At 46.2% G+C, this 14,384-nt stretch carries 22 protein-coding genes and 1 pseudogene; all 23 read left to right on the top strand.

Annotated features, from left to right (window positions below; translation table 11 throughout):
* Nucleotides 1-2: 2 nt before the first annotated feature.
* The 23 genes and pseudogenes from DMB88_RS30495 to DMB88_RS31775 all read left to right on the top strand — a co-directional run bounded on the left by DMB88_RS30495 (nucleotide 3) and on the right by DMB88_RS31775 (nucleotide 14,295).
* The gene (locus DMB88_RS30495) at nucleotides 3-740 is read left to right on the top strand and encodes a head maturation protease, ClpP-related (protein ID WP_174715307.1); all 738 of its coding nucleotides are present in this window, start codon (nucleotides 3-5) and stop codon (nucleotides 738-740) included.
* Nucleotides 737-2,085 (top strand): annotated as a pseudogene (locus DMB88_RS32165) (phage major capsid protein). The gene DMB88_RS30495 and the pseudogene DMB88_RS32165 overlap by 4 nt, the downstream one beginning before the upstream one ends.
* Before the next feature lie 53 nt (nucleotides 2,086-2,138).
* Complete coding sequence (locus DMB88_RS20230; RefSeq protein ID WP_128102794.1) at nucleotides 2,139-2,408, top strand: hypothetical protein; 270 nt, start codon at nucleotides 2,139-2,141, stop codon at nucleotides 2,406-2,408.
* Nucleotides 2,383-2,925, top strand: coding sequence for a phage head-tail connector protein (locus DMB88_RS20225; protein ID WP_128102793.1), 543 nt, complete (start codon nucleotides 2,383-2,385; stop codon nucleotides 2,923-2,925). The genes DMB88_RS20230 and DMB88_RS20225 overlap by 26 nt, the downstream gene beginning before the upstream one ends.
* Nucleotides 2,926-2,933: 8 nt before the next feature.
* Nucleotides 2,934-3,407 carry a phage virion morphogenesis protein gene (locus DMB88_RS20220; RefSeq protein WP_128102792.1) on the top strand — a complete coding sequence of 158 codons (474 nt, stop codon included), beginning with the start codon at nucleotides 2,934-2,936 and terminating at the stop codon, nucleotides 3,405-3,407.
* A 2-nt stretch (nucleotides 3,408-3,409) separates the two neighbouring features.
* On the top strand, nucleotides 3,410-3,757 hold the full coding sequence (locus tag DMB88_RS20215; protein WP_128102791.1) for a hypothetical protein: 348 nt from the start codon (nucleotides 3,410-3,412) through the stop codon (nucleotides 3,755-3,757).
* Nucleotides 3,744-4,232 (top strand): phage neck terminator protein, encoded by a 489-nt coding sequence (locus DMB88_RS20210; protein ID WP_128102790.1) that lies wholly within the window; start codon nucleotides 3,744-3,746, stop codon nucleotides 4,230-4,232. The genes DMB88_RS20215 and DMB88_RS20210 overlap by 14 nt, the downstream gene beginning before the upstream one ends.
* Nucleotides 4,225-5,229, top strand: coding sequence for a DUF3383 family protein (locus DMB88_RS20205; protein WP_254438269.1), 1,005 nt, complete (start codon nucleotides 4,225-4,227; stop codon nucleotides 5,227-5,229). The genes DMB88_RS20210 and DMB88_RS20205 overlap by 8 nt, the downstream gene beginning before the upstream one ends.
* Nucleotides 5,230-5,244: 15 nt before the next feature.
* Nucleotides 5,245-5,643 (top strand): phage structural protein, encoded by a 399-nt coding sequence (locus tag DMB88_RS20200; protein ID WP_128102788.1) that lies wholly within the window; start codon nucleotides 5,245-5,247, stop codon nucleotides 5,641-5,643.
* A 31-nt stretch (nucleotides 5,644-5,674) separates the two neighbouring features.
* Nucleotides 5,675-5,974, top strand: a complete 300-nt coding sequence (locus DMB88_RS20195) for a hypothetical protein (RefSeq protein ID WP_128102787.1) — start codon at nucleotides 5,675-5,677, stop codon at nucleotides 5,972-5,974.
* Nucleotides 5,946-6,134: a hypothetical protein gene (locus DMB88_RS20190; RefSeq protein WP_128102786.1), complete on the top strand. Its 189-nt coding sequence runs from the start codon at nucleotides 5,946-5,948 to the stop codon at nucleotides 6,132-6,134. The genes DMB88_RS20195 and DMB88_RS20190 overlap by 29 nt, the downstream gene beginning before the upstream one ends.
* A 44-nt stretch (nucleotides 6,135-6,178) precedes the next feature.
* The gene (locus DMB88_RS20185; RefSeq protein WP_128102785.1) at nucleotides 6,179-8,551 is read left to right on the top strand and encodes a phage tail tape measure protein; all 2,373 of its coding nucleotides are present in this window, start codon (nucleotides 6,179-6,181) and stop codon (nucleotides 8,549-8,551) included.
* Entirely contained in the window at nucleotides 8,551-9,093 is a 543-nt protein-coding gene (locus tag DMB88_RS20180) for a phage baseplate protein (protein ID WP_128102784.1), read from the top strand. The genes DMB88_RS20185 and DMB88_RS20180 overlap by 1 nt, the downstream gene beginning before the upstream one ends.
* Nucleotides 9,094-9,106: 13 nt before the next feature.
* Entirely contained in the window at nucleotides 9,107-9,436 is a 330-nt protein-coding gene (locus DMB88_RS20175) for a phage baseplate plug family protein (RefSeq protein ID WP_128102783.1), read from the top strand.
* Nucleotides 9,426-10,217, top strand: coding sequence for a phage protein (locus tag DMB88_RS20170; RefSeq protein ID WP_128102782.1), 792 nt, complete (start codon nucleotides 9,426-9,428; stop codon nucleotides 10,215-10,217). The genes DMB88_RS20175 and DMB88_RS20170 overlap by 11 nt, the downstream gene beginning before the upstream one ends.
* Nucleotides 10,214-10,609, top strand: a complete 396-nt coding sequence (locus tag DMB88_RS20165) for a Gp138 family membrane-puncturing spike protein (protein WP_128102781.1) — start codon at nucleotides 10,214-10,216, stop codon at nucleotides 10,607-10,609. Before DMB88_RS20170 ends, DMB88_RS20165 begins: the two co-directional genes overlap by 4 nt.
* Nucleotides 10,591-10,944 (top strand): contractile injection system sheath initiator, encoded by a 354-nt coding sequence (locus DMB88_RS20160; RefSeq protein WP_128102780.1) that lies wholly within the window; start codon nucleotides 10,591-10,593, stop codon nucleotides 10,942-10,944. Before DMB88_RS20165 ends, DMB88_RS20160 begins: the two co-directional genes overlap by 19 nt.
* Entirely contained in the window at nucleotides 10,945-11,601 is a 657-nt protein-coding gene (locus DMB88_RS31450) for a baseplate J/gp47 family protein (RefSeq protein ID WP_254438268.1), read from the top strand.
* Entirely contained in the window at nucleotides 11,565-12,131 is a 567-nt protein-coding gene (locus DMB88_RS31445) for a hypothetical protein (RefSeq protein ID WP_254438267.1), read from the top strand. The genes DMB88_RS31450 and DMB88_RS31445 overlap by 37 nt, the downstream gene beginning before the upstream one ends.
* A complete protein-coding gene (locus tag DMB88_RS20150) occupies nucleotides 12,115-12,756 on the top strand; it encodes a hypothetical protein (protein ID WP_128102779.1) in 642 nt (213 codons plus the stop codon). Before DMB88_RS31445 ends, DMB88_RS20150 begins: the two co-directional genes overlap by 17 nt.
* A 14-nt stretch (nucleotides 12,757-12,770) precedes the next feature.
* Entirely contained in the window at nucleotides 12,771-13,817 is a 1,047-nt protein-coding gene (locus tag DMB88_RS20145) for a tail fiber protein (RefSeq protein ID WP_128102778.1), read from the top strand.
* Nucleotides 13,818-13,828: 11 nt separating this feature from the next.
* A complete protein-coding gene (locus DMB88_RS20140) occupies nucleotides 13,829-14,116 on the top strand; it encodes a hypothetical protein (protein WP_128102777.1) in 288 nt (95 codons plus the stop codon).
* A 47-nt stretch (nucleotides 14,117-14,163) separates the two neighbouring features.
* Complete coding sequence (locus DMB88_RS31775; protein WP_302476274.1) at nucleotides 14,164-14,295, top strand: hypothetical protein; 132 nt, start codon at nucleotides 14,164-14,166, stop codon at nucleotides 14,293-14,295.
* The last annotated feature ends 89 nt before the right edge of the window (nucleotides 14,296-14,384 follow it).

Here is a 14,384-nt window from a genome sequence, read left to right as displayed (position 1 = left end):
AAATGAAATTTTGGTCATTCCGCAATGAAAATGGTAAGTCAAAGCTTTACCTCTATGGTGTGATTGACAGCTTGGAATGGTGGGGGGATGAAGTTACACCTAACCGATTCAAGGCGGATCTTGATTCCCTTGGGGATATTTCGGAATTGGAAGTATACATCAACAGTGACGGCGGCGATGTATTTGCCGGACAGGCTATTCACAGTATGTTGAAGCGACACAAGGCTAAAGTCACGGTTTTCGTAGATGGATTGGCAGCTTCGATAGCTTCGGTTATTGCTATGGCTGGAGATGTTGTAGTTATGCCGCGAAATTCTATGCTGATGATCCATAATCCGTGGACTTCCTTATCCGGGAACTCAGCAGATTTTCGTAAAACAGCCGATGATCTGGACAACATTCGTGAGAGTTTGATTGCTGCATACCAAGATAAGTCGGGCATGGATAGAGACGAATTACTTAGCCTATTAGAAGCTGAGACATGGTTGACAGCCGAAGAAGCGGTAAACTTTGGCTTCGCTGATCAGATAGAGCAGTTTAAAGAGATTGCTGCTTCTGTAAATGGTAAAAAGTTGACGGTAAACGGACAGGAGATGGATCTTTCCAAGTTCAAAAACCCTCCCAAAGTTATCGTTGCATCTGGAAATCATGTATCAACTCATAGAAATACTGCCCAAACGAAGTCGTTATCGTTTTATGAACGTGTTCTAAATCACAATAAAAATAGGGAGGTCAAATGAAAATGACCAAGAAAAGAAGACTTAAACTCGATTTGCAACTATTCGCAGAAACAACTTTGCAGGCAATGCTTCAAACTCGTGCCCAAAAAATCCAAAAACAGAGTGAGATTATTGAAAAGGCTCGGGCTGAGTCTGGTCGTGATCTTACTGAGGATGAGGCGCAGGAGTTTGATTCTCTTGATACGGAAATTCAAGAGCTTGAAGGGCAAATTGAAGCGAAGAAAAAACAGAATGCTCGCGAAGACAGTGTTAATGCTCGAATGAAAAGTTTAGAAGATCCGGCAGGCAAACCCTTCCGGCCATCCAATTTTGTACCTGGACCAGATCCGGTGGACAAGAAAGAAAATTACGGCTTTGCATCGATTGGAGAATTTGTTAATGCAGTTCGCTTTGGCGATTCACAAGGTCGATTGGATACGATTCGAAATGACCTTTCCATGGGGACATCGGAAAGTGGCGGCTACGCGGTACCAGAGCAATTTAGGGACGAGCTACTTCGCTTGACTGCTGAACAAGCAATTGTACGTCCTAGAGCGAATGTAATTCCTCCTGGAACGCCACCAGATAGCAAAATCACCATTCCTGTATTCGAACAAGGAGCTGCTGGGGCGCATGGCGGTGTTACCGTTCAATGGATCGGTGAAGGAGAAGAAAAACCGAAAACTGACGCGAAACTGGATGTCGTTACACTGGAACCCTACGAGGTAGCGGCGACTATTCAAGTTACTGACAAGCTGTTGCGCAACTGGGGGCAGCGAATGCCTTCATTCGTAATCTTCTTTCCCAAGCGATGGTCTCGGCTGAGGATGCAGCGTTTATTTCTGGTGATGGATCTGAGAAACCGACTGGATTCATTGATGCTACTGGACGGTTAGTGGTTAATCGTGCAAAGGCAAACGAAATCTCGTATGAAGACGCGGTATTGATGCTTAGTAAATTGCTTCCTGCTTCTTTGGGTGATGCGCTGTTTATTGCTTCGCAAAGTGCAATGCCACAGGTAATGACTCTCAAAGATCCAGCAGGAAACTACATTTTCATTCAAGGTGATGCAACCAAAGGTATTCCATCCACCTTGCTGGGCATTCCAATCCGATTCACAGGTAAAACAAAGCTTCTTGGTCAAGCGGGGGACTTGGTACTGATCGACCTTGGATACTATCTCATTAAAGATGGCTCGGGACCTTTCATTGCTGCATCAGAACATGTTCTATTCACAAAAAACCAGACAATTGTTAAGTGCTTCTGGAATGTCGATGGCAAGCCATGGGTTAAAACACCTTTGACGCTGGAAGATGGAGCAACAAAGGTTAGTCCATATGTAGTTCTGGGTATTCCAACACCTTAATTGAATAAATGATCAGACCCGGAATTCCGGGTCTAGAAGGAGGACAGCAGGTCATGGCTGTTAAAAACGAAGAATTGAATTACATGGTTATTTCTGCTTTCAATGATAAGGAAACCAATGTTGTTATTGAACCGGGTGAGTTGTACCCTGCGGATCAGAAGCGCGCCGGCAAACTGAAGGCTGCAGGTGTTATTGCTGAAGACGATGAAGGACAAGCCTTACCTAAACAATCCAAAACGGATGATCCAGACAAGGACAAGGCTAAGACGCAAGATGTTACAGCAGGCGGTGATTCTGATGCTGACAACACTGCAAAGAGCTAAAGGCATGATGTCCATTCCGTTGGACGACACATCACAGGATCTTTATCTGTTGTCCGCCTTAGCTGCTGCTTCTGAATGGATTGAACGGGAATGTAATCGAAGCTTCGAATACAAGACATACCAACAGACGTTGGACGGCTCTGGAACCCAGTTCCTCCGGCTTCGAAATTTCCCAATCCATGCAGTCTCTGAGCTGAGCATTCATGATAAGGATCAACCGACAGACTCTTTCAAGATCGAGTCGGAACACGGGATGCTATTCAAACGCTCTGGCTGGCCTTGTGGCGCTCGTTTAATTGATGTGGAATATTTAGCCGGGTATATCCTTCCCAGCGATGAGATAGACGCTCCGGCTTCGACACTGCCACAGAAATATGAGTTGGCTTGTGTGTTGCTTGCTCAAACTTTGATGAGGGAACAGGGCGTATCAAGTGAGCGGGTCGGCAACATATCCGTAACTTACAGGGATGAGGGTCGAGGCTTGCCAAGTGCGGTCAAGGCTCTTATTCAGTTGTGAGGTGACATATGGCGAAAAGACGGAGAAGTGTGCGGCGTGCAAACGTATCATACACCGGGGATATGGATTTATCCGTTCTGGTGGATCGGGTGCGTCCTTTAGTGGATCATGAGGTAGTCATAGGGGTTCAAGGGGATGCTGAGCTGGCTATGATTGCAGCCGTGCATGAATTTGGCTCAGCGAAGATGAACATACCTGCACGCTCGTTTATTGGAACGGGTAAGAAGAAGGCGCAGGCGGCTATCAGCAAGCTTGTCCGAGCTGGCGTTACTGAGATTGTACTTGGTAACAAGTCGGTTGACTCTCTGCTTCATGAAATTGGTGAAGTCGGACAGCAGCGCGTGGTCAAGAACTTTGACCGAATCAAGCAGCCGGGAATATCTGCAATTTATGCTCGTTATAAAAAGGGAAGACGTCTCTTACAGGCCGATATGGATTTACGAGACTCTATCGTATTCCTTGTTCGGCGCAAAGGAGGGTAGCCATGAGATTTAATCAAGCGCGTACTCTGCGCAAGTATGAGCGTCCTTATATTTTGATCCGAGAGGGTGAGGGTGATTGGGACTCTGTTGGAGTCTATCAACCTCCTGAGACGCAGAGAATTGAACTGAGAGGGTCAATACAGCCGTTAGGCGATAAGTTAACCCAGACGGACGGTGGACGTTATACAGTGGACGACAGGATGCTGCTAACGACCTATCAACATGAATCCGGGGATGTTGTCGAGCATCAAGGCAAACAGTACACCGTGGAAACGGACTCGGATTGGAACCAGTACAGCAACGTCAACGAATACCGGCTAAAGAGGGTAAGCACACATGATCCAGTTTGAAGCGATTCGAAAGAGCATGATTGAAGGGTTGGCGGCGGCGCTGGATGTGTTAGTCCTTGAAATCGACGGAGTGAACAAGGTGCCTCCGGTACCATTCATGTCGTATGACTTTTCGGATGAAAGTGGTGTGCGCGGTCACATGGCCGTAACACTTGAAGATGGAAAAATGGTGCATACGGGAGACGTGACGCTTAGCGTGACGTTTCAAAGCTATGCCCATGATCGGCTTGGGGCTGTTGTTCTTGCTAATCGTGCTAGAGACTGGTTCCTGACGGCGGGGCGCTGGCTCCTGAAAGATGAAGTCAACACAGTTGTTGTCTCTGTCGGAGAGTCTATCAATAATGACGTGCAGATAGGCAATGAATGGGAGCGTCGGAATGGATTTGAAATTGAATTGCGGACGAAAAACGTGATTGAACAAGCTTACACACCGATTGAGTCGGTGAATGTGGAAGGAGTTGAGCCAATTGGCTAAAGACGTAAATGTAATTATTCGAATCGAAACGCCAACGCCAAGGCTTGGTTTTGGTAAGCCGTTGATTCTGGGGAGTGCTTCAACAGCAAAACCCTACAAAACGTACCTTGAACTGGCAGCAGTAAAGGCAGATTACGGCGAGACAACAGAGGAATACAAAGCCGCTGCGGCGATTTGGGCGCAGGGAGATTATGCGCCGGCAGAAATCGCGATTGCACGGCAGAAAACAGGAACGGAGCCGGAGACGGTTTCGGACGTGATGGAACGTCTGCTGAAAGAAGACTGGTATTTCCTGATTACCACGACCACAGCACAGGCTGATGTGGATGAATTCGCGGCAGCGATTGAGGCGGATAACTCGCGGGAGTATTTCACGCGATCTTCCACACTAGCTGATGTCGCGTTGTTGTTGGCTAAGAATTACAGTCGTACTACAGTTTTCTATCATATTGATATTTCTAATTATCCTGAGGCTGCATTGGTCGGACGTGTTGGGTCTGCTCCTGTGGGATCTGTGACATGGAAATTCAAATACTTGCAAGGTATTGCGCCGCTTGATATTACGGACACGGAGCTGCGTGAGATTCATGCCGCAGGAGCTATCACATACGTAACGAAAGCTGGTCGAAATCAAACCTCCGAGGGTAAAACCTTGTCTGGTGAATGGATCGATGTCATTCATTCGAAGGATTACATTCGATTTAACATCGAGTATGCAATCCAAAATCTATTTGCTGATACAGACAAAGTGAGTTTTACGGATACGGGGATTGCACAGTTGGAAAGCGTGACACGTACCATTCTTCAGCAAGGATTCTTACAAGGCATGGTTGCTGCGGATGCTGCGGGTCTTCCGCTTTACGGAACGACCTTCAAAGGTCGTGAGGAAGTAGATCCTGTAGACCGTTCGAAGCGCGAATACAACGGGGGAACGTTCTGGTTCGAATTGGCTGGAGCAATCCACCAAACCACAATTAGCGGAGTAATCCGCAAGTAAGGGAGGTAGCTGTACATGTCTCAAGCAACAACTTATGATGCAATGTCCGTCACAATCACAGTCGATGGTGTGTATTTGACTGGGTTTTCAGAGGACATGGTCGAGGTGGAGAAGGACGAGGACAATTACGATGTGAAAGTAGGAGCGCAAGGGGATACCGTTCGTACCAAGGTAAACAACCCATTGGGTACTTGCACAATCACTTTGTTGCCAACGAGTCCACAAGTAACATACCTAGACGGTCTGGCGAACAGCGGAAAGCTGGTTCCGGTAACGATCATTAACGCGGGTCCACCAAAAGAAACAATTACATGCACCGAAGCTTTTGTTAAAAAGCCTGCTGCACGTACCTATGGCAATGAGGCTGAGGATCGGGAGTATGAATTGGTTCTGATGGACATGCTGTTCAGCTAATTAAAATCAAAATAGATAAGGATGATTATTCATGACGAATTTCAAACAGAAGCCTTTCAAAAGTAAAAAGGGAAACGAGTTTCTTTTCCAACATCCTGGTGTTCGAATGGTTTCGAAAATTAATGACCAATCCAAAAACAAGCATGGCGTGTTGTCTGAAGAGAGAATGTCTGAGTTGATGCTTAAACACGTTGTTGTACAGCCAAAGCGTACCATTGATGACTTCGACGATTACAGTGAGTACATGGAAGTAGTGAACAGCGCTTACAGCTTCATTGCTGGCGTTGATGAGGAGCAGACCGATGATAACCAAGAAGGAAGCAAAGAATAGAGCTAAACGCAATTGGGCGATGTGGCGATTGTTGCTTTCGGATATGTCTATAACATACAGCGACCTTGACAAAATGGACGATGATGATTTAGCTGAGGCGAATGCGGCTCTGGATATTCATATGGAACATATGGAAAAACAGAATAAAAAGAAGAAATAGCGTCCTTTTTGGGCGCTTTTTGCTTTTTAATGGGGTGATTTGAGGTGGCAGGAGGCATCATTGGCAACCTCATGTTTGCTGTAGGATTTAAACTTAACACCAAAGGTCTAGATGAAGGTAATAAGAAGATTTCCACCTTGACCAAAGGTGTGATCGGCTTAGGGGCTGCGGGCGTTACCGCGATGGCCGGACTTGGCATTGCGGGTATTGCAGCAGCAAACACTTATGAAAGTGCGATGTCTGATATACAACAGGCTACAGGTTTAGCCGCTGATCAGATGGAAGCAACAAGGGAAGTCGCTAATAATCTTTACAACCAGAACTTTGGCGAAGATTGGAACGACTTGGGTAGTGCGATTTCTACGGTGCAACAGGTAACCGGACAGACCGGCAGTGAATTGGAGTCCACAACGCAGAGTGCATTGCTATTAAGAGATGCATTCGGCTATGAAATCAATGAATCCATTAAATCCGTGGATACGATGATGAAACAGTTCGGTATTACCTCTGAACAGGCATATGACTTGCTGACACAGGGGACGCAAAAAGGTTTGAACAAGTCGGACGAACTCATGGACAGCGCAAACGAATACGCCAACCAATTTAAGTCACTTGGATTTTCGGCTGAAGAAATGTTTGATGTCTTTGCGGCTGGATCGGCTGAAGGTGTGTTCCAGCTGGATAAGGTCGGGGATGCTGTAAAGGAATTTAATATACGATCCAAAGACGGAAGCAAAGCGTCCGTTGAAGCCTTTGAAATGCTGGGTCTAAACGCGGATACGATGATGCAGACCTTCGCCAAAGGTGGACCACAGGCTAAAACTGCATTTTCACAAATATTGCAGATGATATCTGACGTAGAAGACCCGGTATTGAAAAATCAGATTGGTGTATCGCTCTTAGGTACTCAGTTTGAGGATTTGGAGGCAACGGTAGTTGCAGGGATGGGCAGAGCAACAAGCCAATTTAGCTCGACTGGTGACGCACTGGCCGAGCTAAACAAAATAAAATTCGAGAAGCCTGGCGAAGCATTTGCCATGTTTAGTAGGCAGATCGAGACCGGAATCCTAATACCTATTGGACAAAAGCTGTTGCCATACTTTAACCAGTTTGGGCAGTGGATGGCCGATAACAAACCGACGATAGAGGCGGTAGGGAATGCAATAGGAGATGGCATTGGTGCGGCGGTAGATTGGACAGGCAACGCAGTCCAATTTGCATACGATACATTCAATGATTTCATTCCTAAGATTCTGGAATTTAAGGATCAGGCGGTATCCACATTTCAGGATTTTAAGAAGACGCTAGAGGATAACCAAGGTGCAATTGGTGCCGTGGTAGGAATCATTACAACGTTGCTGATTCCTGCGTTGGTTTCAACCGGTGTCCAAGCCATGATTACAGGTGCAAGAATGACAGGAGCTTTCCTGTTATCTAAAGTGCAGATAGCTGCTAATGCGGCTGTAATGACGAGTCAAATGGTTCTTGCAATGGTGCGGTATGTAATTCAAGGATGGGCTGTTGTGGCATCCATTACTGCGACCATGATAGCCTGGACTGCTCAAAAGGCAATTATGGTTATCTCCACTGGAGCAACATGGGCAATGACAGCGGCGCAATGGGCGTTAAACTCGGCGTTCTGGGCTAACCCAATCACATGGATTGTGGCTGCAATTATTGCCGTAATTATTGCGGCTATTGTTGTTTTCAAGAACTGGGGAGCAATCAAGGATTGGTTGGTTGCGAAGTGGCAGGCACTTAAAGCAGGAACAATTTCAGTTTTCCAAGCGATTGGGAATTTCATTAAGAATATGTTCACAGGTTTGGTCACAGCAGTCACGACTAAAGCCACAGCTATTTGGGATGGCATCAAGTCAATATGGGATAGAATCACCAGCTTTTTGTCCGGCATCAATCTATTCGACATCGGCAAAAACATCATAGAAGGAATGATAAACGGGATCGGCAGTATGGCAAATGCCGTAGTCGATAAGGTGAAGGACATCGGTAACAGCATTACAGACAAGATCAAGGGCATTTTGGGTATCCATTCACCGTCCCGAGTCATGATGGAAGTCGGTTTCTTCACGGGCGAGGGTCTGGCACGAGGGATTGAAAATACTCAGGATCGTGTGTCTGGTGCATCAGCTAATGTCACGGACGAGATTATTCCAGATGTGAATAGGCAATCTGCATTAGCACCAGCTAAGAATTTGGCTCCTGCACGTGCTACTGGCGGCGGATCATCACAAGGGGCTGCGTTCAAGTTTGATATTAATATTGATGTGAAGGGGGATAGCGGCTCTGCTTCTGCCGCATCGGACATCGCCTCTGAGGTCAAACGTCAAGTGCAAGAAGTAATTGAAGAAGCATTTAGGCGTATGGGGTTGCCAGTCCCTGATATGGAGGGGATCTAATGGCTAAGATTGATGGAAATTACATTTTGGTGGAGCAAGAAAGCCCAAATTTTGACGTTGATATCACTACACAGCCTGTGGAAAAAGATATTGATATGATGGATCATGTTCAGCGCAAAGCGCGGACGATGGGCATTACAGGTGTGGTGGCTGGGTCAGGAGCGTCCAAGGTACTAGCGTATCTTAAAAAAGCTTCTGATTCCGGCCAGATTGTAAAGTACGTTGGCCGCATGGCTTTTACTGGGATCATATCGGGATTAGCAACAGGGCACACGAACCAGATAGCCAATGGTTTTACAATCAGCTTCACAATGACAGAGGTACGTGTTGCAACCTCATCGTTTGCCGAGAAGCTACCTACACCTGTTAAGGCTCAGGCTATAAAGATTGTTAACTCAGGCGTTAAACAGACTAAAACCAAAACGAAGTCAAAGACAAAAACCAAGACGAAAACAACGACGAAGACCAAAACCAAAACAAAGACAAAATCAAAAGAACCAGTAACCAAGGTTAAGTTCAAGCCTGGAAGTCCTTGGGCGTAGGGAAGGTGCTATTATGGATTACATCGATATTGAAAAAGATCTAGTTCCCTACCGTTTCGACATTTCCCTAGAGGACGAATTGTTCACATTTGAAGTCCAATATAACGAACAGTTTGATTACTTCACTTTGGATTTGGAAAAGAACGGGGAAGTGCTGGTCACTGGGGAAAAATTGGTATACGGTACAACACTTTTCTATGACGTGATGGACAACCGTTTCCCGAAAGTCCCGATCGTTCCATACGATCAATCCGAAACTGAATCCGAAGTGAACTGGCGGACGCTCTCCGAGAGCGTCTTTTTGTATTTAATAGATACTGAAGGTGATGAGGATGAAGAATAACTTTGGCCGTGTGGTCGAGGTCATAACCGAGGGAATGAAATTTTCAATGGACAATTACAACATTGAAGGCTCCATTCCCTTTGATAATGACCCGTTGCCAAATGAGGCTGAAATTAAGATTTGGAACCTCTCTGATACAACGTTAAATAACATCAAGCGCGGTAAGGTGTTGATGGTCAATGCAGGGTATAAAGGTGACATTGGCGTGATCCTACACGGTTACATATCTGACGTGCGTACAGCCTGGTCAGGTGTAGATAAGATTACGACTATCCGGGTACTTGATGGCGTGGACTTGTCCAAGCGGGTAGTCAAAGAGATTGCATACGCCAAGAACACATTAGGTAGTGCGATTATTAAACAAATGGCTGCTTACATCGGCTTGCCTGTTGCTCAAATGGATCTGAACCAAGATTACCGATACCAGGACGGATACAGCGCCAAAGGCGCGGTGACAGACATCATAACCAAGGTGTGCAAGGATTGCGGTACGAGTTGCTATATCAATAAAGGCAAATTGTATGTCCGGAGCCTACGCCGTGGAGCTGACGACCTGTTTAAGCTGAATTCTGATACAGGTCTTATTGGTTCTCCTGCTTACTTCGAACAGCAAGGCGCAAAGGGCTACAACCTTTCATCCCAGTTGCAATACCGAATTACAACAGCTTCGGCAATTGATCTTAAAAGCAGAGTCTTTACGGGCAGGCTCCATGTCCGCGGAGGCTCTCACACATTTTCCCGTACTGGAGATTTTAAGACAGATATGGAGGCGATCATTTGACCAAAGTTGATCCAGCTGCAGCAATGGCTAAACTGCTCACGTCTCTGATCGAGAAAGCGATGAGTGATATACATTGCGGCACGCCTTGCAAAGTGGTCAAGTTTGACGAAACTGCATGTACAGCAGACGTACAACCATTATTGCGGACATCAACAGATGATCCGGCCATGATCCTTAATGTGCAGGCATTAGGGCACAGATACAAGGTGGACGGTGTGGAAAAGGAGTATAAGCCGTCTCTTCGTCCAGGCGATGTTGTCATGGTGCAGTTTGCTGATAACGAGATACGAAATGCCTTGACTGGCTCTGTTGCAAAACCGGATACGTCCAGGTCACATGACCGAAATGATGCTGTTATTGTGGGGGTGTTTGGATGCAGTCTCTCAGGCTAATTGATGGCGATATACAGTTTGATGAATTTGGCGAACTGCTGCTAGTGGAGGAAACGGAAGAGCTGGCGCAGTGCTGTGAGATATCGTTAGGCACGAGAACGGGCGAATGGTTTTTAAATCCGGAATTAGGGATTGATTTCGATCTGTTCACCGGAAAGTCGGTGGACGAGGAAGAAATGAGGGACGAGCTAAACCGGGCGCTTCTAGACGATGAACGTATTGAAAGCGTGGAGGAAATCACCTTCAGCATTGACCGGAGGGCTAGGGTTATGACGGTTGCTTTTGTGGCTACTGGCACCAATGGTGAAGTCATAGAGCAGGAGGGGTGGAAATAGGTGTTGGATGAAAATGGCTTTAAACGGAAGCGGTTTGTGGATCTGTTCGAAGAAATGGAAGACAAGGCCAAGGAAGCGTGGGGCGAGAAGGTGAACACTAGCGAGAAATCGCCTTTAGGCATCATCCTACGTATTGTGGCTTGGTTTATGTCTATTCTCCATGGATTAGCCGAGCAAGTTTATTACAGTGGCTATGTCAATACAGCAAGTGGAAACAGCCTGGATCGATTGGGGCCATATGTTGGTGTGTCACGAATTCTGGATCAATATGCGCAAGGTAGCGTTACACTTACAGGCACGCCAGGCTATACACAGGCAGAGGGGTTTTTAATCTCCACAGAAGGAGGCATCCAATTTGAGACGCTTGAACCAGCCGTATTTAACGCTGAGGGCAAAGCAACAGTGCCTATCGAGGCCATGGAGTCAGGCACTGGCAGCAACGTTCCTGTTGGACTGATTAATGTAATCGTTAATCCCAATCCTGATGTAACAGCAGTAACCAATTCAGCAGCCACAGCGGGTGGACGAGCTAAACAGACAGACCCGGAGTTCCGTGAGCTGTTCGGGCTTTCAGTTGCCGGTGGCGGATCAGCTACAGGAGATAGCATAAGGGGGCTGTATTGCGTGTTCCTGGTGTTCGTGCTGCTGCTGTCATAATTAATAGCTCTACTGATGTGGATTCAGCTGGACGACCTCCAAAGTCCTATCAAGTCTATGTGCTTGGTGGTCAAGATAAAGACATTGCAGAGGCGATCCTGGGGGTTGGTTCAGCAGGGATAGAGTCATATGGTGACATCAAAGTAATACTGAAAGATTTGAGCGGTAATGATCAGCCTGTATCGTTTTCACGTGCTGAGGTGGTTCAAAGTCATATCAAGGCTCACCTCTATAAAACTGCATCATATCCGGCAGATGGTGACGCACAGGTGGTTTCAGCACTGGCGCAGTTCATCGGTGGTACAGACTCAGACGGAACGGTGTATGCAGGATTATCCATGAACGATGATGTCATCCTAATGCGTCTGGTATCAACCATCTACAAGATTGCAGGGGTTGAAGATGTGTCCCTGGAGCTGTCACAAGATGGGACGACATTCACGGCGGGAAATATCCCAATCGAAGTGTTCCAGGTTGCGCAAACTGCCTCCGAGTGGATTGAGGTGATTACAGATGATTTCAGCAACTGACTTAATCCGTAAATTAACGGACGTATTCACCAAAAATCCAGATAGCAATATCGGCAAGCTGCTACGTATCGTGAGTGAGCCAATCAATGAATTGAAATCGGATCTTGAACAGATTGAACGCTGGCGAGACATTGACGAGGCAAAGGGAACAACATTGGATCTGATCGGCGGCAACGTTGGCCAGAAACGCGGTGCTGCCTCCGATGATGTGTATCGCATCATGATCAAGTCCAAGATTGCTAGGAACCTGAGCAAAGGTGACGTGAACACGATTATCCGGGTAATCGCTCTGGCCGTAGGTGCTAGTTACTCGGATATCAAAATCACTCAAAAGTTTCATGACCCACTTGACCCTGAACCGGCTGCAATCTCGTTGATGCGATTACCACTCGAAAGACTGGCATCGTCCGGAATTGAATTGAACCAGTTTGTACAGATCATAGCCAAGACGGTAGCTGCTGGCGTAAGCGTCCAAAGTGTTGAGCTTCAGGGAACATTTGAGTTTGGAGGATTGCCAGAATCATTTGATTCTGCAACAGGTTTCGGTGACGTTAATGACGAGACAATAGGCGGGGATCTGGGCGCAGTATATCAAGCTAGCACCAATACAGATTTACCGATATAGAAAGGGGTCACATTATGGCATTTACACAGCAACTGCCTGAGTGGAATGCGCCAGGCGTAGAACCTTCAGCAACTCAGAAACAGACGGGTTTCCAGCCAGGCATGAAACCACCAGCTCAATGGTTCAATTGGCACCTGAATTGGAGTTACCTGGCATTGAAGGAGCTGCAGGAGAAGGCGGCCGAGAAAACCTATGTTGATACAGAGTTTGAAACGATTAAAAACGATATTACCCAGCTTCAAGAGGATGTCCAAAATGCTGATATCCCTGATGCATCACTAACCGAAAAAGGTAAGACACAGTTGTCAAGTGCAACGGATAGCGAGTTGGAAGATAGAGCATCTACTCCAAAGGCTGTAAAATCAGCTTATGACCGTGGTAGCGCAGGAGTGACGGCCGCTGGGACAGCTCAAGCACGAGCGGATTCTGCTTATACTGAGGCTACAGCGGCAAAGCAGCTTGGAGTTGAGCAAAAAAATAATGTGGTTGCCGCTCTCAACTCCATAGGTGTTTCGGCATCCACAAGCGAGACATGGACACAGCTTATAACAAAGATGTCTGCGGTGGTTCGGGCTACAGGTAACGCCACGCCAGCACAAGTGTTAGCTGGAGCTACATTTAGTAATGCGAGCGCCAATGGACTTGTTGGCACATATGTAGGCGCTCAATTAATTGGCGGTGTTGGAACTCTAATTACGGGTGATACCACATCTGATCCAAATGATATTTATACATGGTCTACAACTCCATTTAAAAAATTAGAAGCCACCATATTTCAGCCCGGAACCTATCGAGTAACTTTTACTTTAGGTGGACCATATGGAAGTAGTACACCTGTATATGGGCGTATCTATGTAAATGATGTAGCAAGGGGAATAACTAGGACATCTACTGCTGGATACCCTAGTGTGACTACGTTTATTGAGGATATTACAGTTAAAGCAAACGATAAAATTTCACTATATTTATGGACTTCCAATGCTTCCAAACAAGCGATATGTATATCTATGACAGTTTACGTTAACTTTATCGCTACTGGTTTTAATCGATTCATGGGTTAAGGAGGCTTATCATGAAATTTACTTATCAGTATACAAACGAAGAAGAACGATCGAGGGTTTTGGATCAAAATAGTCACTTAATTTTAATTGAAGAACAAAATATTACTGAAGGAAACTTTCTCGTTTTTTCGGATGTCCCTCTACCAGAACCTATTGTCTACGTTAATGTGCCACAGAAAGAATTTGAATCATTGAAACAAGATAGCACGCTCCTGAAGGCTCAAAGCAGCGCTTTGTCTGAACGTGCGGACTTTGTTGAGGACGTCATTGCAGAAATGGCTACTCAGGTTTACAAATGATCAGGCGCTTTATTACTTGGTTTCTTGTGAAGGGAGGTGACGAAACCATGATGGCGATGTTCTTTGCACAACGTGTTATTCTTGGCAAAACTGAGTACAGCGCAGTTCCAGTATCATTGCAGGAAGGCGTAAAAGAAGTTTTGATTGACAGCGGACTTGAATTTCTAATCACTGAGTAACAAGCGTACCCAAGCGGTGCGCTATTTTATTTTTTGCCCTCTGGAGTGGTCAGGGGCTTTTCATATTGAATTCAGGGGGAAAAGAGTTG

It is taken from the genome of Paenibacillus sp. DCT19 (assembly GCF_003268635.1).
Lineage (GTDB): Bacteria > Bacillota > Bacilli > Paenibacillales > Paenibacillaceae > Paenibacillus.
The sequence above is the reverse complement of the archived record's forward strand: the minus strand, read 5'-3'. Positions and strand labels throughout refer to the sequence as shown.